This window comes from Kitasatospora sp. NPDC040550 (assembly GCF_055594965.1).
Genome location: NZ_JBVIWC010000014.1, coordinates 119,900 through 145,359, shown reverse-complemented (window position 1 = coordinate 145,359; position 25,460 = coordinate 119,900). Strand labels below are relative to the sequence as shown.

The 25,460-nt window shown below is 74.3% G+C and carries 25 protein-coding genes and 1 riboswitch; of the genes, 14 read left to right on the top strand and 11 right to left on the bottom strand.

Annotated features, from left to right (window positions below):
* Positions 1-38 precede the first annotated feature (38 nt).
* Both ACZ58X_RS21780 and ACZ58X_RS21775 read right to left on the bottom strand, forming a co-directional pair.
* The gene (locus ACZ58X_RS21780; protein WP_470335256.1) at positions 39-869 is read right to left on the bottom strand and encodes a hypothetical protein; all 831 of its coding nucleotides are present in this window, start codon (positions 867-869) and stop codon (positions 39-41) included.
* A 10-nt stretch (positions 870-879) separates the two neighbouring features.
* Complete coding sequence (locus ACZ58X_RS21775) at positions 880-1,674, bottom strand: alpha/beta hydrolase (protein ID WP_470335255.1); 795 nt, start codon at positions 1,672-1,674, stop codon at positions 880-882.
* A 176-nt stretch (positions 1,675-1,850) separates the two neighbouring features.
* Here ACZ58X_RS21775 and ACZ58X_RS21770 point away from each other — a divergent pair, with 176 nt between their 5' ends.
* Genes ACZ58X_RS21770 through ACZ58X_RS21760 form a run of 3 tightly spaced genes read left to right on the top strand, consistent with a single transcriptional unit; the run spans position 1,851 to position 4,655 of the window.
* On the top strand, positions 1,851-2,666 hold the full coding sequence (locus ACZ58X_RS21770) for a lysophospholipid acyltransferase family protein (RefSeq protein ID WP_470335254.1): 816 nt from the start codon (positions 1,851-1,853) through the stop codon (positions 2,664-2,666).
* Positions 2,667-2,700: 34 nt separating this feature from the next.
* Entirely contained in the window at positions 2,701-3,948 is a 1,248-nt protein-coding gene (macS, locus tag ACZ58X_RS21765) for a MacS family sensor histidine kinase (RefSeq protein WP_470335253.1), read from the top strand.
* Entirely contained in the window at positions 3,945-4,655 is a 711-nt protein-coding gene (locus ACZ58X_RS21760; RefSeq protein WP_360227845.1) for a response regulator transcription factor, read from the top strand. The genes macS and ACZ58X_RS21760 overlap by 4 nt, the downstream gene beginning before the upstream one ends.
* A 59-nt stretch (positions 4,656-4,714) precedes the next feature.
* Here the strand turns inward: ACZ58X_RS21760 and ACZ58X_RS21755 are convergent, their stop codons facing one another.
* Positions 4,715-6,673, bottom strand: a complete 1,959-nt coding sequence (locus ACZ58X_RS21755) for an anthranilate synthase family protein (protein ID WP_470335252.1) — start codon at positions 6,671-6,673, stop codon at positions 4,715-4,717.
* 304 nt (positions 6,674-6,977) lie between these two features.
* Between ACZ58X_RS21755 and ACZ58X_RS21750 the strand changes: the two genes are divergently transcribed.
* A complete protein-coding gene (locus tag ACZ58X_RS21750; protein ID WP_375893264.1) occupies positions 6,978-8,327 on the top strand; it encodes a class II 3-deoxy-7-phosphoheptulonate synthase in 1,350 nt (449 codons plus the stop codon).
* A gap of 172 nt (positions 8,328-8,499) precedes the next feature.
* Entirely contained in the window at positions 8,500-8,799 is a 300-nt protein-coding gene (locus tag ACZ58X_RS21745; RefSeq protein ID WP_470335251.1) for a (2Fe-2S)-binding protein, read from the top strand.
* Between the two features lie 77 nt (positions 8,800-8,876).
* Here ACZ58X_RS21745 and bfr read toward each other — a convergent pair whose 3' ends face one another.
* Complete coding sequence (bfr, locus tag ACZ58X_RS21740; RefSeq protein ID WP_375893260.1) at positions 8,877-9,356, bottom strand: bacterioferritin; 480 nt, start codon at positions 9,354-9,356, stop codon at positions 8,877-8,879.
* A 229-nt stretch (positions 9,357-9,585) separates the two neighbouring features.
* On the opposite strand from bfr, the gene ACZ58X_RS21735 reads away from it, so the two are divergent.
* Positions 9,586-10,215 carry a sulfite oxidase-like oxidoreductase gene (locus ACZ58X_RS21735; protein ID WP_470335250.1) on the top strand — a complete coding sequence of 210 codons (630 nt, stop codon included), beginning with the start codon at positions 9,586-9,588 and terminating at the stop codon, positions 10,213-10,215.
* A gap of 43 nt (positions 10,216-10,258) precedes the next feature.
* On the opposite strand, the gene pknB is transcribed toward ACZ58X_RS21735, so the two are convergent.
* The 4 genes from pknB to thiO all read right to left on the bottom strand — a co-directional run bounded on the left by pknB (position 10,259) and on the right by thiO (position 14,338).
* Positions 10,259-12,043 carry a Stk1 family PASTA domain-containing Ser/Thr kinase gene (gene pknB / locus ACZ58X_RS21730; protein ID WP_470335249.1) on the bottom strand — a complete coding sequence of 595 codons (1,785 nt, stop codon included), beginning with the start codon at positions 12,041-12,043 and terminating at the stop codon, positions 10,259-10,261.
* An 82-nt stretch (positions 12,044-12,125) separates the two neighbouring features.
* The gene (locus ACZ58X_RS21725; protein ID WP_375893256.1) at positions 12,126-12,923 is read right to left on the bottom strand and encodes a thiazole synthase; all 798 of its coding nucleotides are present in this window, start codon (positions 12,921-12,923) and stop codon (positions 12,126-12,128) included.
* 3 nt (positions 12,924-12,926) lie between these two features.
* Entirely contained in the window at positions 12,927-13,166 is a 240-nt protein-coding gene (gene thiS, locus ACZ58X_RS21720) for a sulfur carrier protein ThiS (protein ID WP_470335248.1), read from the bottom strand.
* The gene (gene thiO / locus ACZ58X_RS21715; protein ID WP_470335247.1) at positions 13,163-14,338 is read right to left on the bottom strand and encodes a glycine oxidase ThiO; all 1,176 of its coding nucleotides are present in this window, start codon (positions 14,336-14,338) and stop codon (positions 13,163-13,165) included. The genes thiS and thiO overlap by 4 nt, the downstream gene beginning before the upstream one ends.
* Before the next feature lie 3 nt (positions 14,339-14,341).
* Positions 14,342-14,454: riboswitch (TPP riboswitch) on the bottom strand.
* A 142-nt stretch (positions 14,455-14,596) separates the two neighbouring features.
* Here thiO and ACZ58X_RS21710 point away from each other — a divergent pair.
* The 3 genes from ACZ58X_RS21710 to thiE are packed head-to-tail and all read left to right on the top strand — an operon-like array spanning position 14,597 to position 16,857.
* Positions 14,597-15,796 carry an NAD(P)/FAD-dependent oxidoreductase gene (locus tag ACZ58X_RS21710; protein WP_470335246.1) on the top strand — a complete coding sequence of 400 codons (1,200 nt, stop codon included), beginning with the start codon at positions 14,597-14,599 and terminating at the stop codon, positions 15,794-15,796.
* 42 nt (positions 15,797-15,838) lie between these two features.
* Positions 15,839-16,204, top strand: a complete 366-nt coding sequence (locus tag ACZ58X_RS21705) for an Rv2175c family DNA-binding protein (RefSeq protein WP_470335245.1) — start codon at positions 15,839-15,841, stop codon at positions 16,202-16,204.
* Positions 16,204-16,857 (top strand): thiamine phosphate synthase, encoded by a 654-nt coding sequence (gene thiE / locus ACZ58X_RS21700; protein ID WP_470335244.1) that lies wholly within the window; start codon positions 16,204-16,206, stop codon positions 16,855-16,857. The genes ACZ58X_RS21705 and thiE overlap by 1 nt, the downstream gene beginning before the upstream one ends.
* Before the next feature lie 25 nt (positions 16,858-16,882).
* Here thiE and ACZ58X_RS21695 read toward each other — a convergent pair whose 3' ends face one another.
* Positions 16,883-17,989 carry a polyprenyl synthetase family protein gene (locus ACZ58X_RS21695; RefSeq protein ID WP_470335243.1) on the bottom strand — a complete coding sequence of 369 codons (1,107 nt, stop codon included), beginning with the start codon at positions 17,987-17,989 and terminating at the stop codon, positions 16,883-16,885.
* Between the two features lie 184 nt (positions 17,990-18,173).
* Here ACZ58X_RS21695 and metF point away from each other — a divergent pair, with 184 nt between their 5' ends.
* Both metF and ACZ58X_RS21685 read left to right on the top strand, forming a co-directional pair.
* Positions 18,174-19,088, top strand: a complete 915-nt coding sequence (metF, locus tag ACZ58X_RS21690) for a methylenetetrahydrofolate reductase [NAD(P)H] (protein ID WP_470335242.1) — start codon at positions 18,174-18,176, stop codon at positions 19,086-19,088.
* A gap of 165 nt (positions 19,089-19,253) precedes the next feature.
* Positions 19,254-20,141, top strand: coding sequence for a hypothetical protein (locus ACZ58X_RS21685; RefSeq protein ID WP_470335241.1), 888 nt, complete (start codon positions 19,254-19,256; stop codon positions 20,139-20,141).
* 16 nt (positions 20,142-20,157) lie between these two features.
* Here the strand turns inward: ACZ58X_RS21685 and ACZ58X_RS21680 are convergent, their stop codons facing one another.
* Positions 20,158-21,651: a phytoene desaturase family protein gene (locus ACZ58X_RS21680; protein ID WP_470335240.1), complete on the bottom strand. Its 1,494-nt coding sequence runs from the start codon at positions 21,649-21,651 to the stop codon at positions 20,158-20,160.
* 173 nt (positions 21,652-21,824) lie between these two features.
* Positions 21,825-22,439: a DUF4126 domain-containing protein gene (locus ACZ58X_RS21675; protein WP_470335239.1), complete on the bottom strand. Its 615-nt coding sequence runs from the start codon at positions 22,437-22,439 to the stop codon at positions 21,825-21,827.
* A gap of 590 nt (positions 22,440-23,029) precedes the next feature.
* Here ACZ58X_RS21675 and ACZ58X_RS21670 point away from each other — a divergent pair.
* The 3 genes from ACZ58X_RS21670 (at position 23,030) to ACZ58X_RS21660 (ending at position 25,276) form a co-directional block, all read left to right on the top strand.
* Positions 23,030-23,626: an SAV_6107 family HEPN domain-containing protein gene (locus ACZ58X_RS21670; RefSeq protein WP_470335238.1), complete on the top strand. Its 597-nt coding sequence runs from the start codon at positions 23,030-23,032 to the stop codon at positions 23,624-23,626.
* A 45-nt stretch (positions 23,627-23,671) separates the two neighbouring features.
* Positions 23,672-24,424, top strand: coding sequence for a methyltransferase domain-containing protein (locus tag ACZ58X_RS21665; protein WP_470335237.1), 753 nt, complete (start codon positions 23,672-23,674; stop codon positions 24,422-24,424).
* 462 nt (positions 24,425-24,886) lie between these two features.
* Positions 24,887-25,276 carry a DUF3040 domain-containing protein gene (locus ACZ58X_RS21660; protein ID WP_470335236.1) on the top strand — a complete coding sequence of 130 codons (390 nt, stop codon included), beginning with the start codon at positions 24,887-24,889 and terminating at the stop codon, positions 25,274-25,276.
* The last annotated feature ends 184 nt before the right edge of the window (positions 25,277-25,460 follow it).

Below are 25,460 nucleotides of genomic sequence, written 5' to 3'. Positions count from 1 at the left end.
GCGCTCCGGCGTCGCGGACCCGGCCGGGCCCGCGACACCTAGACGACGGCGCCGTGGTCCGGGTCCTCCGGCTCGTCCTCGTCGCGGTCCTTCATCCGGGCGACCAGGGTGACGAAGCCGCCGAGGAAGGCGGTGACCCCGACCCAGGCGGGCCAGCCGGAGATCTCCCGCCACACCACCGCGTCGATCAGCAGGAGGGCCGGGCCACCGAGCACGGCCAGCCAGGCGAACTTGGCGGTGGCGTCGGCGGCCGGCAGCGGCGGGGGCTCCGGCGGGACGAAGTGGCCCTCGTCGGTGTCCTCGGCCAGCTCGAAGTCGCGCGGGCCCGAGGCCGAGGCCGGGAGGACGGGGCGGCCGGAGCGGGCGCGCGGCTGCGGGGCGAGGTCCGAGAGGTCGTCCGGGTCGCCGTGGCCGGCCTTGGGGCCGGCGCCGTCCTTGTAGCCGTCCTTGTAGCCGCCCTTGAGTTCGTTCTGCGCCCGGAGGTTCTCGACCTCGGGCCAGTTGGGGTTGGTGAGGTCGACCGGGTCGTCGAACTGGGCGACCAGGGCCGCGAAGATCGCGTCCTGCTCGGCCTGGCTGCGCTCGGGGGCGCTGCGGCGCGGGCGGGGCTCCGCCGCTGCCGCGGTGTCCTCCCCGGCGGGCCCGGTCGGCGCGGCGCCGTCGGCCTCCGTACCACCCGCGGCCGGGCCGCCCTGGACACCGGCGCTCTGGACCGTGCCGTCCCCGTGGACGGTGGCGTTCCCCCCGCCGGCGGTGTCCCCCTGGGCGGTGGCGTCCTTCGGCACACCGTCGGTGCGCGCTCCGTCCGTCCGCGCGCCGTCCTCGCGGGGCTTGTCGTCCCCGCCACCCGCCGTGCTGCTCTCGTGCACTTCCGGCCCTTCAGCCATGGTGATCGTCGGATTCGGCCCTGTCGGCGCCCGCCGCGTGCGCGGGAGCCAGCCGTCGGATGAAGTCCAGGCTCGCCGCGAATATTTCCGCCGCGTCGTGGTCCAGCGTCGCGACGTGGAAACTGCGCTGGCACAGCCGTTCCGTCACGTCCGTCGAGGATATCCGGGCCAGCACCAGGTCCGAGTTGGCCGGCGAGACCACGTGGTCCTGCGGGCTGTGGAAGAGCAGCACCGGCTGGGTCACCTCGGGCAGCCGCCGCTGGACCTCCTGCCACAGCCGGCTCAGCGACCACGCGGCGTGCAGCGGCGTCCGGTCGTAGCCGAGTTCCCGGGCGCCGGGCTTGTGGATGTCGTTGGCGATCCCGGGAATGCTCGGGACGAGGTGCCGCAGCACCGGCAGCAGTACCCCGGCGGGGTTGTCCGAGCGCACCGACGGGTTGACCAGCACCAGCCCGGACACCGTCGTGCCGTGCAGCGCGGCCAGTCGCAGCGCCAGCGCGCCGCCCATCGACAGCGCGCAGACGAAGACCTGCTCGCACTCCTCGGCGAGGGTCAGCAGCTCGCGCTCGACCGTCGCGTACCAGTCCTCCCACCGGGTGACCTGCATGTCCTGCCAACGGGTCCCGTGCCCCGGCAGCAACGGGAGCGAGACGGTGAACCCGGCCGCCGCCAGTTCCTCGGCCCACGGCCGCAGCGACTGGGGGGACCCGGTGAAGCCGTGGCACAGCAGCACCCCGACCGGTCCGCCGTGGTGGCGGTACGGTTCGGCACCGGGCAGCAGCGGCATGGCGGACTCCTTCGCGGGCGGGTGGCGCTGGGGGAGGGGACGCTGAGAGGGGTGCTGCAGGAATCCGCATCGTCCCACGCCCCGCGCGGGGACGTACACCCCCTACGGCGGGCCCGGGCACGGCGGGTGGCCGCGGGGCATTAGGATCGACCGGTCCGCATAACAGGAGGCCCGGGTTGTTCTACCGACTGATGAAGATGATCGTCGCGCCACTGCTTCGGATCTTCTTCCGGCCGTGGATCGAGGGTGAGGAGAACATCCCCACCGAAGGTGCGGCGATCATCGCGAGCAACCACCTTTCCTTCTCGGACTCGTTCTTCTTCCCCGCGCTGATCAAGCGCCGGGTGACCTTCATCGCGAAGGCCGAGTACTTCAACACCCCGGGCCTCAAGGGCCGGTTGACCGCAGCCTTCTTCAAGGGCGTCGGCCAGCTGCCGGTGGACCGCTCGGGCGTGCGCGGCGCCGGCGAGGCCGCGATCCGCAGCGCCATCGCGGTGCTGGACCGCGGCGAGCTGTTCGGCGTCTACCCCGAGGGCACCCGCTCGCCCGACGGCAAGCTGTACCGCGGCAAGGTCGGCGGTCTGGCCCGGGTCGCGCTGGCCACCGGCGCCCCGGTCATCCCGGTCGCCATGATCGACACCGAGAAGGTGCAGCCGCCCGGCCAGGTGGTGCCCAACTTCGGCATCCGCCCGGGCATCCGGATCGGCCGCCCGCTGGACTTCTCCCGCTACCACGGCATGGAGAACGACCGCTTCATCCTCCGTTCGGTGACGGACGAGGTGATGTACGAGATCATGCGGCTCTCCGGCCAGGAGTACGTGGACATCTACGCGACCGCCGCCAAGCGGCAGATCGCCGACGAGAAGAAGAAGGCCGACGCCGAGCGCCGGGCCGCCGCCAAGGCGGAGAAGGCCGAGGCCGCCGAAGCCGAGAAGGCGGCGGAGGCCGAGAAGGCCGGGCAGCAGGAGCAGAAGGACACCGGGTCGGCCTGACCGACCCGGTCGGGTCCAGGGGAGGGGCCGGGAGATGGCGGACGGCGCGAGAACGGGTGCCGCGGTGGGCGGCGCGGTGGCGGCCGGCGGCATGTCCGTCGAGCTCCCGCTGTGGAAGGCGATCTCGTACTTCCGGGTGCTGGCCCTCTGCTACGCCCTGCTCCGGTACTTCAACTCGTACCTGCACTTCCTGCACCCGGTCGCGGGCTGGATCTACTTCGGCGCGCTGATCCTCTGGACGCTCGCCAGCACCCGGGCCTTCGCCAACCCGCAGCGCTGCACCTGGTACGTCCTCGGCTTCGACCTCGCCCTGGCCGTGACCGGCATCGTGATGAGCGGGATGACCGACGCCCCGGCCCGGATCAGCCACGGCGCGCCCACCCTGCCGACCATCTGGGCGGCCGGCACCGTCCTCGGCTTCGCCGCCAAGGGCGGCTGGCGCCCGGCGGCGGCGGCCGGCGCGGTGATCGGGGTGGCCAACATCCTCGGCCACGGCGGCCCGACCGGCGACAACGTCCACAACATCGTGCTGCTGCTGGTGGCCGGCTGCGCCATCGGGTACGTGATCGAACTGGCCCGCGCCAGCGAGGCCACCCTCACCCGGGCGCTGCAGGTCGAGGCGGCCACCCGGGAGCGCGAGCGGCTCTCCCGGGACATCCACGACGGCGTGCTCCAGGTGCTCGCCCTGGTCCAGCGCCGGGGCGCCGAACTGGGCGGGGGCGGCGGCGCCCGCAGCGGCGGCAGCGTCAACGGTGCCGACTTCGCCGAGCTGGGCCGCCTCGCCGGTGAGCAGGAGCGCGCGCTGCGGGCCCTGATGACCGGCGGCCCGCTGCCGGCCCAGCGGCTGTCCGAGCCGGACCGGGCCGAAGCGCCCGATCCGGCCGGGCCGGGCGACCTGACCGTGCTGCTGCGCCGCTACGCCGACGAGCGGATCACGCTCTCGGCCCCCGGCACCCCGGTGCTGCTGCCCGGCCCGGCGGCGGGCGAGCTCGCCGCGGCGGTCGGGGCGGCCGTCGACAACGTCCGCAAGCACGCGGGGGAGTCGGCCCGGGCCTGGATCCTGGTGGAGGACGAGCCGGAGGCCGTCACGGTCAGCATCCGCGACGACGGCCCGGGCTACGCCCCCGGCCGGCTCGGCGAGGCGGAGCGGGCCGGGCGGCTGGGCGTCTCCCAGTCCATCCGCGGCCGGGTGCTGGACCTCGGCGGCACGGCCGAGCTGTACTCGGCGCCCGGGGAGGGCGTCGAGGTCGAACTGCGCGTTCCGAGGAAGGCCTCACAATGACCGACCAGCCGATGACCGACCAGCCGGCCGCCGGGCCGCAGGCCACCGACCGGCCGGTCCGGGTGATGGTGGTGGACGACCACCCGATGTGGCGGGACGCCGTCTCGCGCGACCTGGCCGAGGCGGGCCTGGACGTGGTGGCCACGGCGGGCGACGGCGAGGAGGCGGTGCGCCGCGCCCGGGCCTGCTCGCCGCAGGTGGTGGTGCTGGACCTCAACCTGCCCGGCCTGCCCGGTGCCGAGGTGTGCCGCCAGGTGGTCGGGCACGACCCGGCGGTCCGGGTGCTGGTGCTGTCGGCGAGCGGCGAGCACCAGGACGTGCTGGAGGCGGTGAAGTCCGGCGCGACCGGGTACCTGGTGAAGTCGGCCGGGCGGGAGGAGCTGCTGGACGCGGTGCGCCGTACGGCCGTCGGCGACGCGGTGTTCACGCCGGGCCTGGCCGGGCTGGTGCTCGGCGAGTTCCGCCGGCTGGCCGCCGAGCCCGCCCCGGCCTCGGCGCCGGCCGTCCCGCAGCTGACCGCCCGGGAGACCGAGGTGCTGCGGCTGGTGGCCAAGGGCCTGTCGTACCGGCAGATCGCCGACCGGCTGGTGCTGTCGCACCGGACGGTGCAGAACCACGTGCAGAACACCCTGGGCAAGCTGCAGCTGCACAATCGGGTGGAGCTGGTCCGGTACGCGATCGAGCAGGGACTGGACGAGGAGCTGTAGGCCCGGTCCCCGAACTCCCGCCCCGTGGGCGGGAGTTCGAAGACCGGGCGGGGGAACGCTCAGCCCCGGACGGCCGCGGCCTCGCGCAGCAGGGCGGCGACGATGTCCACGCCGTCCCGGGTGAGCACCGACTCCGGGTGGAACTGCAGGCCCGCGAAGCCTGGGCCGCGCAGCGCGTGGACGTCGCCGGTGGCGGCGTCCCGGGCGACCTCGACGCCCTCGGTGGCGAGCCGGGCCGCGTCGGCCTCCGAGCAGCGCGCGGTGAAGGTGTTGTAGAAGCCGACCGTCCGCTTGTCGCCGAACAGGTCGATGCGCTCCTGGGCGCCCTGGTACGGGACGGCCTTGCGGCCCAGCGCGAGCCCGAGTTCGGCGGCGAGCAGCTGGTGGCTGAGGCAGACCGCGAGCAGCGGGGCCGTCCGGGCGCCGGAGCGGACGGCGGCCAGGGCGTCCGCGACGACCGGGCGCAGCACCGCCATCTTGGGGTCGTCGGCGAGCGCCGGGTCGCCCGGGCCGGGGCCGAGCACCAGCGGGCCGCGGTGCGCCGCGACCAGTTCGCGCAGGCCGGGCCGGTCGAAGCGGACCACGGTGACCTGGTGGCCGAGCGAGGTCAGCAGGTGGGAGAGCATCGAGGTGAAGGTGTCCTCGCCGTCCACGACCAGGGTCGGCAGGGCCTCGGTGACCCGGGACGGCGCCTGCATCCGCAGCCAGAACGGGGCGAGGTCGGCCCGGCGGGAGTCCAGCGCGGCCTGCACCCGGTGGTCGTCGGCGAGCCGGGGCCCGCCGGGGTGCGGCAGCTGGGCGGGGGCGGGCCGGGCGCCGATCGCGGTGAGCACCCCGGCGGCCTTGGCGTGGGTCTCGGCGACCTCGGACTCGGGGACGGAGTGGCGCACCAGGGTCGCGCCGACCCGGACGACCAGCCGCCCGGTGGCCGGGTCGATGTCGGCGGTGCGGATGCAGATCGGCGAGTCGAGCAGCTGCCCGCCGCTCGCGGAGCGCCCGATCAGGGCGAGCGCGCCGGAGTAGTAGCCGCGCCCGGTGGGCTCGTAGCGGCGGATCACCCGGGTGGCGTTCTGCACCGGGCTGCCGGTGACGGTGGCGGCGAACATCGTCTCCCGCAGCACCTCGCGGACGTCCATCGAGGTGCGGCCGCGCAGCTCGTACTCGGTGTGGGCGAGGTGGGACATCTCCTTGAGCCGGGGGCCGAGCACCTGCCCGCCGAGGTCGCCGACCGTGCACATCATCTTGAGTTCCTCGTCGACCACCATGGTGAGCTCCTCCAGCTCCTTGGGGTCGTGGAGGAACCGCAGCAGCGAGTCGAGGTCGGAGCCGCCGGCCGGGTAGCGGTAGGTGCCGGAGATCGGGTTCATCACGACGGTGCCGCCGCTCTGCCGGACGTGCACCTCGGGGGAGGCGCCGACCAGAATGCGACTCGGCGCGCCTCCGGCAGGGCGTTCCCCGGTGTGCACCAGGAAGGTCCAGTACGCGCCGCGCTCCTGCTCCAGCAGGCGGCGGAACAGCGAGAGGGCGAGGGCCGGCCCGAAGTCCTCCAGGGTGGCGTGGAAGTCGCGCCGGATCACGAAGTTGGCGCCCTCGCCGTTGCCGATCTCGTCGTCGATCACCCGGCGGACGATCGCCGCGTACGCCTCGTCGTCCACGTCGAAGGCGCCGCCGGACAGTCGGACCGGCTCCTGCGGCAGGGCGGCGGTGAAGGCGGCCAGCGGCAGGGCGTACTGCTCGGTCACCGCGAGGGCCTGCAGCGGGGTGCCGTCGTCGTGGGCCTCGAAGCCGCGCTCGCGGATCTGCCGGTACGGGACCAGGGCGAGCAGGTCGTGGACCGGTCCGGCGGCGGGGATGCCGGACCGGACCGGCAGGTCGGCCAGGGTCGGGTAGCTGTCGACGGTGCCCAGCAGCACCTCGACGGTGTCCGGGGCGTGCCGGGGGGTGCGGCGGTGCAGCAGGGCGAAGGCGGGGGCGCCGGGGGCGGTGAGGCGGGCGAGCAGTTCGGCGGGGGTGGTCACGAGTACGGCTTCCTTCCGGGGTGGATGGCGAGGGCGGTGCGGGTTCCGCTCCCGGAGGGCCGTCTGCTCGAAACGCACGACGGCCGCCCCGAGGGGCGGCCGTCGTGTTCGTCTAGGAACGCGCGATCGGTGGGCCACCCAGGGGGGAGGCCCACCACCAGGAGTGGTTGTGGGGCGCGTGCATGGGGTCGAGCCTAGCGGACGGGGCCGTGCGGGTGAGTCCGGTCACGCGAGATGTCCGGGACGTGTCTCACCCATCGGGCAATGGTCACGGAACGCTCGCGGCACCCCGTAGCCTTGCCGTGTGACCGCAACGACTGAGACAACGAGGACTGGCCACTCGTGGCAGTCCCTGCCCGCGGCGCAGCAGCCTGAATGGCCGGACCAAGAGGCTCTGCGCAAGACCCTTGCTGAGCTCGCCTCCTATCCGCCGCTCGTCTTCGCCGGCGAGTGCGACCAGCTGCGCGCCCGGCTCGGCGCCGTGGCACGCGGGGAGGCCTTCCTCCTCCAGGGCGGCGACTGCGCCGAGGCCTTCGACGGCGTGTCGGCGGAGCACATCCGCAACAAGTTGAAGACGCTGCTCCAGATGGCCGCCGTGCTGACGTACGCGGCCTCGGTGCCGGTCGTGAAGGTCGGCCGCATCGCCGGCCAGTACTCCAAGCCGCGCTCGAAGTCGACCGAGACCCGCGACGGCGTCACCCTGCCGGTCTACCGCGGTGACTCGGTGAACGGCTTCGAGTTCACCCCCGAGTCCCGGATCCCGGATCCGGAGCGGCTCAAGCGGATGTACAACGCGTCCGCCGCGACGCTGAACCTGGTGCGCGCCTTCACCACCGGTGGTTACGCCGACCTGCGCCAGGTGCACGCCTGGAACCAGGACTTCGTGCGCAACTCGCCGGCCGGCCAGCGCTACGAGCAGCTCGCCCGGGAGATCGACAACGCCCTGGCGTTCATGAACGCCTGCGGGGTCGCCCCGGAGGAGTTCAAGACCGTCGAGTTCTTCTCCTCGCACGAGGCGCTGGTCCTCGACTACGAGACCGCGCTGACCCGCGTGGACTCGCGCACCGGCGAGCTGTACGACGTCTCCGGCCACATGGTGTGGATCGGCGAGCGCACCCGCCAGCTGGACCACGCGCACATCGAGTTCGCCTCCAAGATCCGCAACCCGATCGGGGTCAAGCTCGGCCCGACCACCTCGGTGGACGAGGCGCTCACCCTGATCGAGAAGCTGGACCCGGAGCGCGAGCCCGGCCGGCTGACCTTCATCACCCGGATGGGCGCGGGCAAGGTCCGCGACCACCTGCCCACCCTGGTGGAGAAGGTCACCGCCTCCGGCGCCAAGCCGGTGTGGATCTGCGACCCGATGCACGGCAACACCTTCGAGGCCTCCAGCGGCCACAAGACCCGCCGCTTCGACGACGTCCTGGACGAGGTCAAGGGCTTCTTCGAGGTGCACCGCGCGCTGGGCACCCACCCGGGCGGCATCCACGTGGAGCTGACCGGTGACGACGTCACCGAGTGCGTCGGCGGCGGCGACGAGGTGCTGGTGGACGACCTGCACCAGCGGTACGAGACGGCCTGCGACCCGCGGCTCAACCGCAGCCAGTCGCTGGACCTGGCGTTCCTGGTGGCGGAGATGTACCGCGGCCAGTAGGTCCTGAGCAGGGCGGATGTGACGAAGGCCCCTCCGGATTCGGGATTCCCGAGCCCGGAGGGGCTTTTTCGCACCCGGATCGCCGGGTAAGGTGAGGCTTAGTGAACTAAGGCAACCCTTAGTCAAGATCCACTCCGCGCCCCACCGGCGCTTCACCCCGGGAGAGACCGCGATGTACGTGTGCATGTGCCATGCGGTCACCGAGGACCAGGTGAAGAAGGCGATCGACGGCGGTGCCGACACCCCGCGCCAGATAGCCAAGGGCTGCAAGGCCGGCACGGACTGCGGGTCCTGCGTGCGCCGGATCCAGGCCCTGCTCGGCGAGCACGGCGCCCGGCCCTGCCCGACCGCCCGGCTGGCCGCGAAGCTCGGCCTCGCCGACCCGGAGCTCCAGGACGCGCCCGCGTCGGCCGCCGCCACGTCGGCCCCGATCGCGCCGGTGGCCCCGGTGCTCCCGCTGCGGGTCGCCTGAGTCGGGGACGCCCGAGTCCGGAGTGCCCGAGTCCGCGGCGCCCGGGTCCGGGGTTTCGGGTTGCCGGGGCGTCGGGCTCAGGACTCCGGCTGCTCGATCAGCTGGGCGAGGTAGAGCGCCTCGCCGAGCTTCTCCAGGAGCTCCAGCTGGGTGTCCAGGTAGTCGATGTGGTGCTCCTCGTCGGCCAGGATGGACTCGAAGATGTTCGCCGAGGTGACGTCGTTCTTGGCCCGCATCACGACGATCCCGCGCTTGAGCCGGTCGATCGCCTCGACCTCGACCTGGCGGTCCGCCTCGAACATCTCCTTGACCGTCTGGCCGATCCGGACGTGGAACAGCCGCTGGTAGTTGGGCAGCCCTTCCAGGAACAGGATCCGGTCGGTGAGCGTCTCGGCGTGCTTCATCTCGTCGAAGGACTCGTGACGGGTGTACTTGGCGAGCTTCGTCCAGCCGAAGTTCTCCTGCATCTTGGCGTGCAGGAAGTACTGGTTGATCGCGGTGAGCTCGGCCGTGAGTTGCTCATTGAGGAACTCGATGACCTCCGGGTCGCCCTGCATGGTGCTGCCTCCCTGCGTTACGTCCTGCGGTGAGTCCTGCGTTGCGCATCCTGGCACCGTATCGGGAGGTAATTCCAGTAAGTTCACACTCACTAGGACATGTGTCGGAATATCCGATTTGGGTGATAAGTGGGGGCGCACGATCGACCACTGGCCCGTACGGGCGGGGCGTGCGCCCGGGCCAAGGGGCGCGCGCCGGGGCCTGGGCGCCGTCTGTCACCATGGAGACATGGGTCAGTCCGAACGAGAACCGCTTCCGCCGTCTGACCCGACCCTCCCCCCGGGGCAGCGCGCGCAGCGCGGCTGGCCCGCCCTGCACTACGGACCGGTACCCCGCTTCAAGCCGCTGACCTGGGACCTCCAGGTGTTCGGGGCCACCGCCTCGGCGGAGAAGCACAGCTGGGACTTCGAGGCCTTCGCCGCCCTGCCGCGCACCACCGTGGTGGCCGACCTGCACTGCGTCACCAAGTTCTCGATGCTCGGCAACGAGTGGACGGGCGTGCCCGCGGCGCTCCTGCTCGACCTGGTGCCCCCCGCGCCCGGCGTCACCCACGTCATGGTCTGGGCCGAGTACGGCTACAGCGCCAACCTGCGGCTGGCCGACTTCGCCGACCCGCACACCCTGCTCGCCACCCACCGCAACGGCGAGGCGCTGACCGCCGAACACGGCTTCCCGGTGCGCCTGGTGGTGCCGCGGCTGTACGCCTGGAAGGGCCCCAAGTGGGTGCGCGCGGTCGAGTACATGCGGGCCGACCGGCGCGGGTTCTGGGAGGAGCGCGGCTACCACAACCAGGCCGACCCGTGGCGCGAGCAGCGCTACTCCTACCAGGAGGAGCCGGGCGACGGGCCGCTCCGCTGAGCGGTGCGCCCCTGAGCGGTGAACCCCTGAGCGGTGAACCCCGTCAGAACAGCGAGAAGTTGACCGTCACCACGGACTTCTGCGGGCGCCGCTCGCCGGCCGCCGGGGACTGGCTGCCGACCTTGCCCATGCCGAGCGTCCAGTCCGTGCCGGCCTTCATGGTGAAGCCCGCCGCCTGCAGCGCCCGCTGGGCGTCGTCCCGGCTCATCCCGCCGACGTCCGGGACCGGCACCATGCCCTTGCTGACCACCAGCGAGACCGCGGCGTTCTCCGGCAGCTGCTGCCCGGCCGCCGGCGTGCTGCTGATCACCGAGCCCTCCGGCACGGTGTCGTTGTAGGTCTGGGTCACCCCGCCCCTGGTCAGCTGGGCGCCGGCCAGGGCGGCGGCCGCGTCGTCCGCGCTCCTGCCGGTGACGTCCGGGACGGCGATCCGCTTGGGGCCCTTGGAGAGGGTGACCGTCACCGGGTCGCTCTTGCGGGTGCGCGCGCCCACCCCGGGATCGGTGGAGATCACCTGCCCGGCCGGGACGGACTCGCTGAACACCTCGACGAAGCGGCCGTGCATGCCCTCGCCGTCGAGGATCCGCTGCGCCTGCGACCGGTCCTTGCCGAGCACGCCCGGCACCGAGCCGTACAGCCCCTCCGAGATCCCGTAGGTGACCCCGCCCACCGCCAGCACCAGGGCGGTCAGCGCGGCCGCCCAGAGCAGCGGCTTGCGCGGGAGACGGCGCGAGCGGCCGGGCCGGCGGGCCCGGACCGGGGTCGGCTCGTCGTACGGGCGGGGCTCGACCAGCAGCTGGTCCATCAGCTCGGCCGGCACGTCCAGCACGCTGGTGCGCTCCGCCGGCGGGGCGTCGGCGGGCCCGGGGAGCGGCTGGATCACCGAGGTCGGCTCGCTGGTCGGGTAGCGCGGGCTGGGTCGGGTGGAGGCCGGCGGCTCGGCGTCCAGCTCCTCCGGGGTGAGCGTGCGGCGGACCCGCTGGAGGGCGGCGAGCAGCTCCACCGCGTCGTACGGGCGGGCGTCGGCGGCCCGGGCGCAGGCACCGGCCACTATGGCGTCCAGCGCCGGGGCGACGGCGGGGGCGGTCAGCGAGGGGGCCGGGACGTCCTCGTGCAGGTGCTTGTACATGACCTGGACGGGGTTGTCGCCGGTGTGCGGGCGGCGGCCGGTGAGCATCTCGTACAGCAGGATGCCGGCCGCGTAGACGTCGACCCGCTGGTCGGTGGGGGCGTCCGGGAGGATCTGCTCGGGGGCGAGGTAGGAGACCGTGCCCATGACGGTGCCGCCGGTGGCGGTGCTGGTCGAGGTGGGCGCGCCGTCGGCGCTGCCGAGCACCCGGACCAGGCCGAAGTCGGCGACCTTGACCAGGCCGCTCTCGGTGATCAGCACGTTCTCCGGCTTGACGTCCCGGTGGACCAGCCCGGCCCGGTGGGCGGCGCCGAGCGCGGCGAGCACCGGTTCCAGCACGTCCAGCGCGGCCCGGACGGACAGCGCGCCGCGGTCGCGCAGCAGGTCGCGCAGGGTGCGGCCGGGCACGTACTCCATGGCGAGGAAAACGTTTCCGCCGTCCGCGCCCTGGTCGAAGACGTTGACCACGTTGGGGTGGGTGAGCTTGGCGACCGCCTTGGCCTCGCGGATGAAGCGGGCGGTGAAGCCCTCGTCCCCGGCGAGCTGGGGGTGCATCACCTTGAGGGCGACCACCCGGTCCAGCCGGGTGTCGGTGCCCCGGTACACGGTGGACATCCCGCCGGTGGCGATGCGCTGCTCGACCCGGTACCGGTTGTCGAGCACGGTACCGATCAGGGGGTCGTGCAGTGCCATGTCCACCCGGGGGAGTCTAGTGGGGCGGGCGCGGGCCGGTCCCGGCGGACACCGCCTCCGGGACCGGCTTGTGACATCCGCGACGGGTTCAGAACGCCGGCCGCTCGCGGGTGTCCAGGTCGGCCCGGCCGGCCATCGCCGAGGAGGCCTCGGCGTGGAAGCGGCGCGGGATGCGCCCGGCCCGGTGGGCGAGCCGGCCCGCCTCGGCGGCGTGCCGCATCGCCTCGGCCATCAGCACCGGGTCCTGGGCCCGGGTCACCGCGGAGGCGAGCATCACCGCGGCGCAGCCCAGCTCCATCGCCAGCGCGACGTCGGAGGCGGTGCCGGCGCCCGCGTCCAGGATCACCGGGACGCCCGCGCTCTCCACGATCAGCTGGAAGTTGTGCGGGTTGCGGATGCCCAGGCCGGAGCCGATCGGCGAGCCCAGCGGCATGATCGCCGCGCAGCCGACGTCCTCCAACTTGCGGGCCAGCACCGGGTCGTCGTTGGTGTACGGGAGCACCGTGAAGCCGTCGTCGACCAGCGTCTCGGCGGCCTCCAGGGTCTCGATCGGGTCCGGCAGCAGGGTGCGCTCGTCGGCGATCACCTCCAGCTTCACCCAGTCGGTGCCGAGCGCCTCGCGGGCCAGCCGGGCGGTCAGCACCGCCTCGCCGGCGGTGAAGCAGCCGGCCGTGTTGGGCAGCACCCGGATGCCGTTGCGGGTCAGCACGTCCAGGACGGAGCCCTGGGTGCTCGCATTCACCCGGCGCATGGCCACGGTGGTCAGCTCGGTGCCGGAGACGAGCAGGGCGCGCTCCAGGACCTCCAGGCTCGGCGCGCCGCCGGTGCCCATGATGAGCCGGGAGGAGAAGGTCGTCCCGGCGATGGTCAGCAGGTCGTCGGCCATGGTTCAGCCTCCCTGGACGGCGGTCAGGATCTCGATCCGGTCGCCGCTGTCCAGCGTCGTCCCGGGCCACGAACTGCGCGGCACCACGGCCTCGTTGAGGGCGGCGGCGACACCGGAGTTGGCGGCGCTGACGGTGGCCACCAGGTCGGCGAGGGTGGTGGCGGCGGGCAGCCGGCGGGGCTCGCCGTTGACGGTCAGGGCGATCTCGTTCGGGGCGGTCTCGTTCGGGGCGGTCTCGGTCATGCGCAGGCCTTCGCGACGGGGGTTTCGGGGGAGAACCGGGTCGGCGTGAACGGCCGTGCCAGGTCGGGGACTTCGCCGGTCGCCAGGTAGTCGGCGAGCAGGTCGGCGGTGACCGGGGTGAGCAGGACGCCGTTGCGGTAGTGGCCGGTGGCGGCGACCAGGCCGGGCAGTGCGGTCGGGCCCAGCAGCGGGGCGTTGTCCGGCGAGCCGGGGCGCAGCCCGGCGGAGGTCTCGCGCAGCGGGAGTTCGGTGATGCCCGGTACCAACTCGTGCGCGTCGCGCAGGAGTTCGTACACCCCGCCGGCGGTGACGGTGGTGTCGTAGCCCTGCTCCTCGGTGGTCGCGCCGATCACCAGCTCGCCGTTCTCCCGGGGCACGAGGTACAGGTGCTGCCCGCGCACCACCGCGCGGACGTTGCGGGACAGGAACGGCCGGTAGGCCTCCGGGACGTGCAGCCGGACGATCTGCCCCTTCACCGGGCGCACCGCGGGCAGCACCCCCTCGGGCAGCCCGGGCAGCCGGTGGCTGTGCGGGCCGGCGGCGAGCACCACCTGCTCGGCGGCCAGGGACTCCCCGTCGCCCAGCCGGGCGCCGGCCGCGCGGCCGCCGTCCACCAGCAGCTCGACGGCCTCGGCCCGGTGCAGCCGGACGCCGGCCCGCTCGCACGCGGCGACCAGGGCGGTCAGCAGCCGGCGCGGATCCACCTGGTGGTCGTCCGCGACGTGCAGGCCGCCGCGCACGCCGGGGGCGAGCATCGGCTCCAGCCGACGGGCCTCCCGGCCGGTCAGCCAGCTGGAATCCAGGCCCAGCCGCTGGTGGAAGGCGTGCAGTTCGCGCAGTTCCGCGCGGTCGTCGGAGTCCAGTGCGACGGCGATGGTGCCGCACCGGCGGTAGCCAGTGTCCAGGCCGCCGCTGGCCTCGGTGAGCTCGGCGGCGAAGGACCCGTACCGCCGGTTGGAGGCCGTCCCCAGGTGCAGCAGCGGCTCCTCGCCGTACTGCAGCTCGGTGACCGGGGCGAGCATCCCGGCGGCGACCCCGGCCGCCCCCCGGCCGTGGCCGGGGTCGACCACGATCACGTTCCGCAGCCCGCGCTGCGCGGCGCGCCAGGCGACCGCGAGGCCGATGACGCCCCCGCCGATCACCAGCACGTCGGCGCGGCTGCCTGATGGCATGCGTGACAAAGCTGCTCTTCTCCCTTCGCCGGTATGACCCGGATCAGGTTCGGACGGTCGCAGGCCGTGCCAGCCCGCCTCTCAGCCCGGTCCGCCGGGCTCCCGTGTGGTGCGTCCACCTTAACGCCGGGGGTCGGCCCGGCCGAAGGGCCGTGTGAGGGGTGGGACGGGGGCGGCGGCCCCGGCCGCCGGGCGGGCGACCGGTCCGGGAGCGAGCGGCTCAGAGCCGGTTCAGCGCTGCTGGGTACAGTGACGGGCGTGGCAGAGCTGAGCGGAACGGATCGGGTGGTCGTCGTCGTCGGAGCCGGGCTGGCCGGGGCGCAGTGCGCCCTGCAGCTGCGGCAGGGCGGCTGGCCGGGGCGGATCGTCCTGGTCGGCGAGGAGCGGCACGCGCCGTACGACCGGCCGCCGCTCTCCAAGGACGTACTGCTCGGCAAGGCCGACGCCACCACCCTGGACATCGACTACGGGCGGCTCGGCATCGAGCTGCTCACCGGCCGCCGGGCCACCGGGCTCGCCCCGGGCGTGCTGCGCACCGACGGCGGCGACCTCCCGTACGACGCGCTGGTGATCGCCACCGGCGCCACCCCGCGCGCCCTGCCCGGGGCCGAGCGCGCCCACCTGCTGCACACCCTGGACGACGCCCTGGCGCTGCGCGCGCTGCTGCGCCCCGGGCTGCGGCTGGTGCTGGTCGGCGCGGGTTGGATCGGCGCCGAGGTGTCCACCGCCGCGCGGCAGGCCGGCTGCGAGGTCACCGTGGTCGAGGCCGGTCCGGCGCCGGTGCCGGGCGCGCTGCCGACCGCGGTCGGCTCGGCGATGGCCGCCTGGTACGCCGAGGCCGGGGTCGACCTGCGCTGCGGGGTCGGGGTGGCCGCCGTCGAGCCGGGGGCGGTGCTGCTGGCCGACGGCTCCCACCTGCCGGCCGACGAGGTGGTGGTCGGCATCGGCGCCCGGCCCGCGACCGGCTGGCTGGCCGGCTCGGGCGTCGAGCTGGACGCCTCCGGAGCGGTCGTGGTGGACGGGCGGCTGCGGACCGGCCTGCCCGGGGTGTTCGCGGCCGGGGACTGCGTCAGCTACCCGTCGGCCCGCTCCGGCGACCGGCTGGCCGTCCAGCACTGGGACCACGCGCTGCAGTCCGGCTCCGCCGCGGCCGCCGCCGTGCTCGGGGCGGACGCACCGTACGACCCGGTGCCGTACTTCTGGTCCGAGCAGTTCGGGCGGATGGTCCAGTACGCCGGCCGGCACGCCGAGGGCGACGAACTGCTGTGGCGCGGCAGCCCGCAGGAGGCCGCCTGGTCGGTGCTCTGGCTGCGCGACGGGGTGCCGAGCGCGCTGCTGGCCGTGGACCGGCCGCGCGACCTCACCCAGGGCCGGAAGCTGATCGAACGCGGCGCGGTGCTCGACCGGGCGCTCGCCGCGGACCCCGCGGTGGCGCTCAAGGGAGCCGTCGCGGGGTAGCGCTTGGTGCGCGGTGGGCCGCGGAGGTGGCAGTCTGGTGGCGTGAGTGAGATCGAAAGCAAGATTGAAGCCCTGGTCACCGAGTGGATGTACCTGCCCGACATCTCGGAGCAGTGGGGGGTCCGGGTCACCGAAGTGCGTGACCTGCTCAAGAACGGCGGCCTGATCGCCGTCCGGCGCGGCCCGAACAAGTCGCTGCAGGTCCCGGCGGCGTTCATCGACGGCCAGGGGCTGGTCAAGCACCTGTCCGGCACCCTGACCGTGCTGCGGGACTGCGGGTACAACGACGTGGAGATCCTGGAGTGGCTCTTCACCGAGGACCCGTCGCTGCCCGGCAGCCCGATCCAGGCGCTCCGGGAGAACCGCGGCACCGAGGTCAAGCGCCGCGCCCAGGCGATGCTGATCTGATGGCGGCGGACACGCTGCGCGCCCGCCTGGCCGACGCCCGGCTCTACCTGTGCACCGACGCCCGGCGCGAGCAGGGCGACCTGGCCGAGTTCCTGGACGCGGCACTGGCCGGCGGGGTGGACGTCGTCCAGCTCCGCGACAAGGGCCTGGAGGCCAAGCAGGAGCTGGCGGCGCTGGAGGTCTTCGCCGACGCCTGCCGCCGCCACGGCAAGCTGCTGGCCGTCAACGACCGCGCCGACGTCGCCCACGCGGCCCGGCCGGACGTGCTGCACCTCGGCCAGGACGACCTGCCGGTGCCGGCCGCCCGGGCGATCCTCGGCGAGGACGTGCTGATCGGCCGCTCCTGCCACGCCGAGTCCGAGGTGGACGCGGCGGTCGCCGAGCCCGGCGTGGACTACTTCTGCACCGGCCCGGTCTGGCCGACCCCGACCAAGCCGGGCCGGCACGCGCCGGGCCTCGGCCTGGTCTCGTACGCGGCGAAGCAGGCCACCGACCGGCCGTGGTTCGCGATCGGCGGGATCGACCTCGGCAACCTGGACGAGGTGCTGGCCGCCGGCGCCCGCCGGATCGTCGTGGTCCGGGCCGTCACGGCGGCCGAGGACCCGCGGGCCGCCGCCGCCGAACTCGCCCGCCGGGTGCGCGCGGCGGGCTGACGGCCCCCGGGGCCGTCGCCGTCCCTCAGTACTTGCGGACGGTGGCGGCCTCGGCCAGCGCCAGCAGCACCGTGCGGGCCCGCTCGTCGGCGAGCGGCGCCGCCGCCAGCGCGGCCAGCGACTCCCGCATCAGCTCGTCGATCCGGGCCTCCACCAGCTCCGGCGCCCCGCTGCGGGCGACCAACTCGCGCAGCCCGGCGACCTCCTCGGGGGCCAGGTCCGGCGCGCCGAGCCGGGCGTCCAGGTGCCGGGCGTCGGCCTGCGGCAGGCCCCGCATCGCATGCGCGACCAGCAGGGTGCGCTTGCCCTCGCGCAGGTCGTCCCCGGCGGGCTTGCCGGTGACGGCCGGGTCGCCGAAGACGCCGAGCAGGTCGTCCCGCAGCTGGAAGGCCTCGCCCAGCGGCAGCCCGAACGCGCCGAGCGCCTCGACCAGCTCCGGCCCGGCCCCGGCCAGCAGGGCGCCGACCTGGAGCGGCCGCTCGATGGTGTACTTCGCCGACTTGTAGTGCAGCACGGTCCGCGCCCGCTCCGGCGCGCCCTCGTCGGCGGAGTCGCCGGCCACCGGCTCCAGCACGTCCAGGTACTGGCCGAGCATGACCTCGGTGCGCATCAGGTCGAACCGCGGCTTGGCGGCCAGCACGGCGGCCGGGTCCAGGCCGGAGCGCAGGAACAGCTCGTCGCACCAGATCAGCAGCAGGTCGCCGAGCAGCACCGCGGCCGAGGCGCCGTACTGCTCGCGGTCCCCGCGCCAGCCGCTGTCCCGGTGCAGCGCCTCGAAGCGGCGGTGCACCGAGGGCAGGCCGCGGCGGGTGTCGCTGCGGTCCATCAGGTCGTCGTGCACCAGGGCGCTGGCCTGGAGCAGCTCCAGCGCGGCGGCCGCGTTGGCGATCCCCTCGCCGTCGGCGGGGCCGCCCGCGGCGCGCCAGCCCCAGTAGCAGAAGCCCGGGCGCAGCCGCTTGCCGCCGTCCAGCAGGAAGTCGCGCAGGGCGTCGGCGGCGGGCACCAGCTGCGGCGAGATCGTGCCGAGCAGCGCCGACTGGCCGTCCATGAACGCGGCGAGGGCCGCGTTGACGCGGGTGCGGACGTCCTCCACGTCCATGGGGTTGGCCGGCCGGGTGCTGGACGAGGTCACGATGATGCTCCGCTGGTTCGCTGGGGTGCAGCAAGCGTAGCGGGGCGGCCGGGAACGGATGTGCGAGCGGGGCGGCCGGGGGCGTGCGGGGCGTCCGGTGCGGAAGCGGAGGCACGTCCACTACTTGTCCCGAATCGTGGAATCGAGTTGTCCGGCCCCTTCGGGGGCCGGATAACCTGCCAGCATGGCACTCGGCATCGCTTCCACGAGACCGGACCGCGCACAGACGGTCCGCGAGCTCCTGGCGGCCGGAAAGCGCTCCTTCTCCTTCGAGTTCATGCCGCCGCGTACGGAGGTCGGCGAGCAGAAGCTCTGGGACGCCATCCGTCGGCTCGAACCGCTGGACCCGAACTTCGTCTGCATGACGTACGGCGCCGGGGGCTCCTCGCGCGAACGCACCGTCAACATGGTCGGCCGGATCGCCACCGAGACCACACTCACCCCGGTCGCCCACCTGACCGCGGTGGACCACTCGGTCGCCGAACTGCGCAACATCATCGGCCAGTACGCCGACCAGGGGGTGCGGAACGTCCTCGCGGTCCGGGGCGACCCGCCCGGCGATCCGATGGGCGAGTGGGTCCGTCACCCGGACGGCGTCACCTACGCCTACGAGCTGGTGGAGCTGATCAAGGGCATCGGCGACTTCTGCGTCGGCGTCGCGGCCTCGCCGAACATGCACCCGCGCTCGGCCGACTGGGACGAGGACATCCGGCACTTCGTCGCCAAGGTCCGCTCCGGCGCGGACTACGCGATCACCCAGATGTTCTTCGAGGTCGACGACTACCTGCGCTACCGCGACCGGGTCGCCGCCGCGGGCTGCGCGACGCCGATCATCCCGGAGATCATGCCGGTGACCAACGCCAAGCAGCTGGAGCGCTTCCCGCAGCTCAGCGGCTCGGCCTTCCCGGAGGAGCTGGAGGCCCGGCTGCGGGCCGTCATCGACGACCCGGCGGCGCTGCGCGCGATCGGCATCGAGCACGCCACCACGATGGCCGAGCGGCTGCTCGCCGAGGGTGCGCCCGGCCTGCACTTCATCACGCTCAACCACTCGACGGCGACGCTGGAGATCTACCAGAACCTGGGGCTGCACCAGCGCTGATCACCGCTGTTCACGGGCCCGTCACCGCTGTCCGGTGGCGGGCCCGGTCGTGTGCGGCCGGTACCGCCGACGGCGGGAACGCGATGCGGTACCCCGGCCGTTGAACCGGTACAGTCGCCGCACACGCGCGGCTCGCGCGGGCACGCGACTGGAGGTAGCGCGCGGATGGGCATCGGATACCTGCTGCTGTACGTCGCGTTGGCGGTGGTGGCGCTCTGGCTGGTCGCCGAGGTGCTGCTGCAGAACCGGGCGCCGGTGCACTGGCGGGTGCTCGCCCTGGTCGGCTTCCTCGGGGTGGCCGTCGGCATGGGCCTCGACTCGGTCCTGGTGATCGGCGCCGGAGCGGGCCTGTTCGCGGTCGGCCAGACCTTCGTCACCCTCTCGGTCAAGAAGGGCTACCAGGCCGGCTGGTCCCTGCGGAAGGCCGACGGCAGCCTGCCCGGTCCACTCGCCAAGGTGCCCCTGCTGGGCGCCCTGACCGGCGGCGCGGCGGTCGCGGCCGCGGCGGCCGAGGAGAAGCGGGTCGGCGAGGTCAGCGCGGTCGAGGAGACCCCGGCCCCGGTCCCGGACACCGCACCGGTCGCCGAGGACGTCCCGGAGGTCGAGCAGACCGCCGCCTTCGAGATGCGGGAACTGGCCCAGGACGGCGTCTACGCCCCCTCGTACTACGAGCAGCCGCAGGCCCAGCAGCAGCCGCAGGACCCGTACGCCCCGGCCTACCAGCCCGGCTACGAGCAGCAGCAGTGGCAGCCCCAGCAGCGGCCCGCCTACGCCTACGACCAGCAGTCCTACGGCGGCTACCCGCAACAGCAGCAGGACCCGTACGGCGGCTACCAGCAGGCCCAGGACCCGTACGCGGGCTACCAGCAGCAGCACCAGCCGGCCTGGGACCCGAACGCCCAGCAGCAGCACCAGCCGCACGAGCAGCACCAGCCGCACGAACAGCAGCAGTGGCAGCCCCAGCCCGACCAGCAGGGCCAGGGCATCCCGCAGCAGCCGGCCTACGACCAGAACTACGGCTACCAGCAGCAGAACACCTGGCACCAGGGCTGACCGGCCCGGGCCGGTGTCAGGCCGGGCCGATCAGCCCGGCGGCGATGCAGGCCGACATGCCGGCCCGGGACAGGCCGCCGCCCGGGTGGGCGTTGCCGCCGACCAGCAGCAGGCCGGGGACGGGCGACTCGTTGGCGGTGCGCAGCCACCGGCCCGCGGCACCGGCCAGGGCGGGCCGGGCGACGGCCCCGGCGGGGGCACCGGTCTCCCGTTGGGTGTCCTCGGGCGTGCGCACAACCCGCCACAGGACCCGTTCGCGCAGGCCGAGACCGGCCGCGTCGACGTGGGCGAGCAGCTGGTCGGCGTAGCGGTCGGCGACCCCGGGGGCGGTCCAGTCGAAGCCGTCCAGGGCCGGGACGGTCGCGGTCAGCACCACGGACTCGTGGGCGTCGTCGGGGCGCAGCGCCGGGTCGTCCGGGCGCAGCACCTGCACGGTAGGGCGGTCGCACAGCGGGCCGGCGCCGGTCAGCGCGGCCTGCTCCGCCGCCGGGTCGGCCGCGTGCACCACCGTCCGGTGCGCGGCGCCCTCCGGGCGCGCCCCGCGCAGGGCCAGCAGCACGCCGAACCGGCCGGGCACCCCGCGCGGCTCCCACTGCCCGGCCGGCCGGCCGGGCCACTCGGCGAGGCCGTCGCGGTGCAGCGCGCCCGCGTCCATCGCGGAGACCACCAGCTCGGCGTCGATCCGCCCGTCCGCCGTCTCCACCCCGCACGCCCGGCCGTCCTCGACGACCACCCGGGTGACCGGGGTGTCGAAGCGGAAGTCGACCTTGCGCAGCTCGCAGCGCCGGAACACGGCGTCGGCCAGGGCCCGCAGGCCGCCCCGGACGTACCAGACGCCGAAGGACTGCTCCATGTACGGCAGCACGGTGGCCCCGGCCGGGGCGTCGCCGGGGGCGAAGCCGTACCGGACGGCGGCCTCGGTGAGCAGGGCGGTCAGCCCGGGGTGGCCGCCGAGCTCACGGGCGGCCACGTCCCGGAGGGTCCACGGCCGGGGGCGGCGCAGCCGGGCCAGGCCGGTGGGCGCCGGGACGGGGTACGGGTCGGTGCCCAGGAAGGCGTGGTCGGCCGGGAGCGGCTCCTCCAGCAGCGGGCGGCGGGTCGCCTCCCAGACCGTCCGGCCGTGGTTCATCACCGCGCTCCAGCGGGCGCCGGAGCCCGCGCCGAAGGCGGTGTCCAGGGCCTGGCTGACGCCGCCGCGGGAGGCGTTGGGCAGGGTGACGGCGGTGCCGTCGGGGAACAGGTGCCGGCTCTCCGGGTCCACCGGCGCCAGCTCGACCAGCTGCTCCAGCGGCTCCTTGCCGGTCTTGAGCGCGAGGTCGCGGTAGACGGCCGGCAGCGACAGCAGGCCGGGCCCGGTGTCGAAGGCGAAGCCGTCGCGCTCGTACCGGCCGACCATGCCGCCGTAGCCGCCGCCCGCCTCGCAGACCGTCACCCGGTGACCGACGGTCGCCAGCCTGGAGGCCGCCGCGAGCCCGCTCATTCCTGCGCCGATGATGACGATCCGTGCCATGGGACCCGATCCTAGGGCGTGTCTGACAATTCCCGCCGGGCGCGCGACGCCGGGGCACGCACCTCGCCGCGTTGTCGTCAGTCGCCGATGCTCCGCATGGACTCCCTCCTCCGCCTTGCGATGCACGCACCCCAACGCCGCACGCTGATCCGACGCGAATTGTCAGACCCGCCCTAGGACCCGCCCGGGTACGTTCCGGCCAGGGCCCTGGCGGCCTTGCGCTCGCGGCGGCGGGCCCGGAAGGCGCGGATCCTGCTGACCGCCAGCCAGACCAGCAGCAGACCGACCAGCAGCAGGACGGCGGCGATCGAGGCGGCCGGCCAGGGGTGGAAGATCGCCAGGGTGACCAGACCGGCCACCGAGAGGTCCTCGGTCAGGCTGATCGCGATGTTGCTGAACGGTTCCGGCGTGGTGTTCACGGCCATCCGCAGCGAGGCCTTCACCAGGTGGGTGACCAGCGCGGTGGTGCCGCCCATCGCCCCGGCCGCGACCTCGCTGAGCGAACCCGGGTCGGCGCTCGCGATCAGCACGCCGACGACGGCGCCGGCGATCGGCCGGATCACGGTGTGCACGGCGTCCCAGACGGTGTCCACGTACGGGATCTTGTCGGCCACCGCCTCCAGCAGGAACAGCACGGCCGCCGCGACCAGCACGTCGGTGCGCTCCAGCGCGTGCGGCACCGACTCCGCGCCGGCGAACCGGCCCAGCAGGCCGAGCAGCAGCACCACCGCGTACGCGTTGATGCCGCTGGCCAGACCGCTGGTGAAGATCAGCGGCAGGACCGTCATCGCGTCCCCCTCCTCGTTCTCGCGGGCCTCGCGACCCCGTCCGGGCCGCCTCGGCCCCGCCGTACCGTACCCGGAGCCGGGACGCCCCGGGCCGCCGCCGCGGTTCCGCTCCGGGGGTGCCGCGGCCGACTGAGTACGGGTACTCAGTTCCGCGGTTGAGTACGTCAGCGGATGGCCTCCGACCTGCTGGGACGGGAGAGTGGTGGCACCCGGGAGGACGGCGCGTCGGGCGCCGGCCGCCCGGGTGGCGGATCCGTCCGTCCCCCTGGCCGGGAAGGCCCGGGGGGTGGTGCCGGGTCCGCGTCGGGTGCCGGTCACGGACCCCGCACCGCCGGCACGGGGCGGCGGAGCGGGCCGGGGGGAGACCGGTGACCGAACGGGGGAAACGGGGGGAACGGGGGAACGGGGGAGATCGCACCGCCGCCCGGTGGGGGGTGGGCGGGGCGACGGCAGACGGCGGCGGGTGCGGACCGGGGGGACCGCGCCCGCCGCCGCTGCGTCCGTTCCCGGGGCCGGTTGTCAGTGGTGCCGGTCACGATGGAGGAGCACGGACCACCCGGTCCGCGCGCTGCCTCGGAACGGGGGAGACCATGACCATCAGCCATCCTGAGCCCGTCACCGCCCGCCTCCACTCCGCCGCCCTGCCGCCCGCCCCGGACACCCCGACCACCCCGGGCCGCGCCGGCGGCCGTTCCGCCGGGGACGTCCACCCCGTACTGCGCCGGGCCGCCGCGCCGCCGGCCGCCCTCGACCTGCTCGCCGACGCCCACCGCACGCTGGTCCGCGCCCGCGCGCTGGAGGACCCGCTGGAGCGCTACGCCACCGCGCACCTGGCCGCGCTGCGCACGGTGGCGGCCGTGCTGGCGGTCCGCGGCCGGCCGGAGAAGAACCCGCGCAGGCGAAAAGCCATCCGCAGCGCCTGGGAGGTGCTGCCCGAGGTCGCCCCCGAACTGGCCGAGTGGGCGCTCTACTACGGTGCCGGCGCCCGCCGCCGGGCCGCCGCCGAGGCCGGCATCCGGGGCGCCGCCTCCGCCCGCGACGCCGACGACCTGATCCGCAACTCCGCGCTGTTCCTGCGCCTGGTCGAGCGGCTCCTCGGCCTGCGCCCGGCCCCGCCCGCACCCCGGCTGCCGCTCGACGGGGACGAGCTGCCCGGCGGGGGCGGAGCGGCCGCGCGGCAGGCTTAAGGTGGAGGCATCCTGATCGATCTGCACGTGCCAAGGAGCCCGACCGTGTACCCGACGCGTCCCCGCAGTGCCCTGCGTACCGCCGTGGTCTGGGAGGTGGTGCGGGCAGCCCTGGAGAAGCGGGCGGCCGAGCTGGACCAGCCGGTGCTCGACGTGGTCGACACCGGCGGCGGCACCGGAAACTTCGCCGTGCCGGTGGCCAAGCTCGGCCACCGGGTCACCGTGGTCGACCCGAGCCCGGACGCGCTGTTCGCGCTGGAGCGCCGGGCCGCCGAGGCCGGGGTGACGGACCTGGTCCGGGCCGTCCAGGGCGACACCCAGACGCTGCCCGAGCTGGTCGCCCCCGGCACCGTGGACGCGGTGCTCTGCCACGGCGTGCTGGAGGTCGTGGACGACCCGGCCGAGTCGCTCGGCAGCCTGGCCGCCACCCTGCGCAAGGGGGGCCTGGTCAGCCTGCTGGCCGCCAACCGCAACGGCGCCGTGCTGGCCCGCGCGCTGGCCGGCCACTTCAACGAGGCCCGTACGGTGCTCTCCGCCGAGGACGGGCGCTGGGGCGAGCAGGACCCGATGCCGCGCCGCTTCACCGGCGAGGAGCTGGGCCGACTGGCCGAGGGCGCGGGCCTGCGGGTGGAGTCGGTGCACGGCGTCCGGGTCTTCGCGGACCTGGTGCCCGGGGTGCTGGTGGACACCGAGCCGGGCGCCATGGAGGCGCTGCTCAAGCTGGAGGAGGCCGTCGCCGCGCAGCCCGCCTTCCACGCCGTGGCCACCCAGCTGCACCTGCTGGCCACCCTGGCCTGACCCCGCCCGGAGCCCCTGCGGCACCCGTCCGCCGCCGTCCGGTCCGCGCACCGTCCGGCGGCGGTTCGCCCCCCGGACGACCCTCGGACGACTCCCGGACGACCCCCGGACGATCCCCGGACGCCCGCCCCTCGCCCGGGTGTGCTCCGGGTCCTCCCCAGCTCCGGGCCGATTCCATCCGGTCGGGCACTTGTCCGAGCCGTCCGGCGTTGACCCGGGTGCGGCCCCGCCCGGTCGAAGTGGCCCGTCCCACGCGGCGCAGACCACCCCGTAACGGGCCCACGGACCGTATGATCTGGGTAAAGCCGGTAAGCATGACAGCCGGATGCGTGGGGCATATGGACGACACGGGCCGGGTCCCCCGCACGGGCGTCCGACCGTGTGCCCAAGGCTGATTGGACTGGCCTCCCCGACCGGGGAGGCGGACCGGTCGCACCCGCGACCGACGAGTAGGAGGACTCCGTGCCGCTCTCGGAGCACGAGCAGCGACTGCTCGACCAGATGGAGCGAGCGCTGTATGCCGAAGATCCCAAATTCGCGTCAGCGCTTGAGGGAACCGGGCTGCGCACCTTTACCCGTCGGCGGGTCTACCTGGCCGTCGCCGGCTTCGTGGTGGGGATCGGCCTGCTGATGGGCGGCATGGTCGTTCCGGACCAGATCTGGGTCAGCGTCGTCGGTTTCCTGGTGATGCTCGGGTGCGCGGTGTTCGCGGTGACCGGCTGGCGCCGGGCGCCCGCGGGCCAGGGCTCCGGCCCCCGGCAGGCCGCGGCCCCGGGCCGCAAGGCCGGGATGATGGACCGGGTGGAGCAGCGCTGGCAGCGCCGCCGGGACGAGCAGACCGGCGGGTTCTGAGCCGCAGGACCCGTCGAGGACGTCGAGGACGTCGAGGACGTCGAGGACGTCGAGGACAGACGACGAGAGCCGGGGGGGGGGGGGGGGGGGATTCCCTCCCCGGCGGTTTTGTTCCCTTTGGGGTCCTAGTGGGGGTCCCTTTCCCCGCATTGTGGGCTTTCTACCAAGACGGAGACAACCTTGG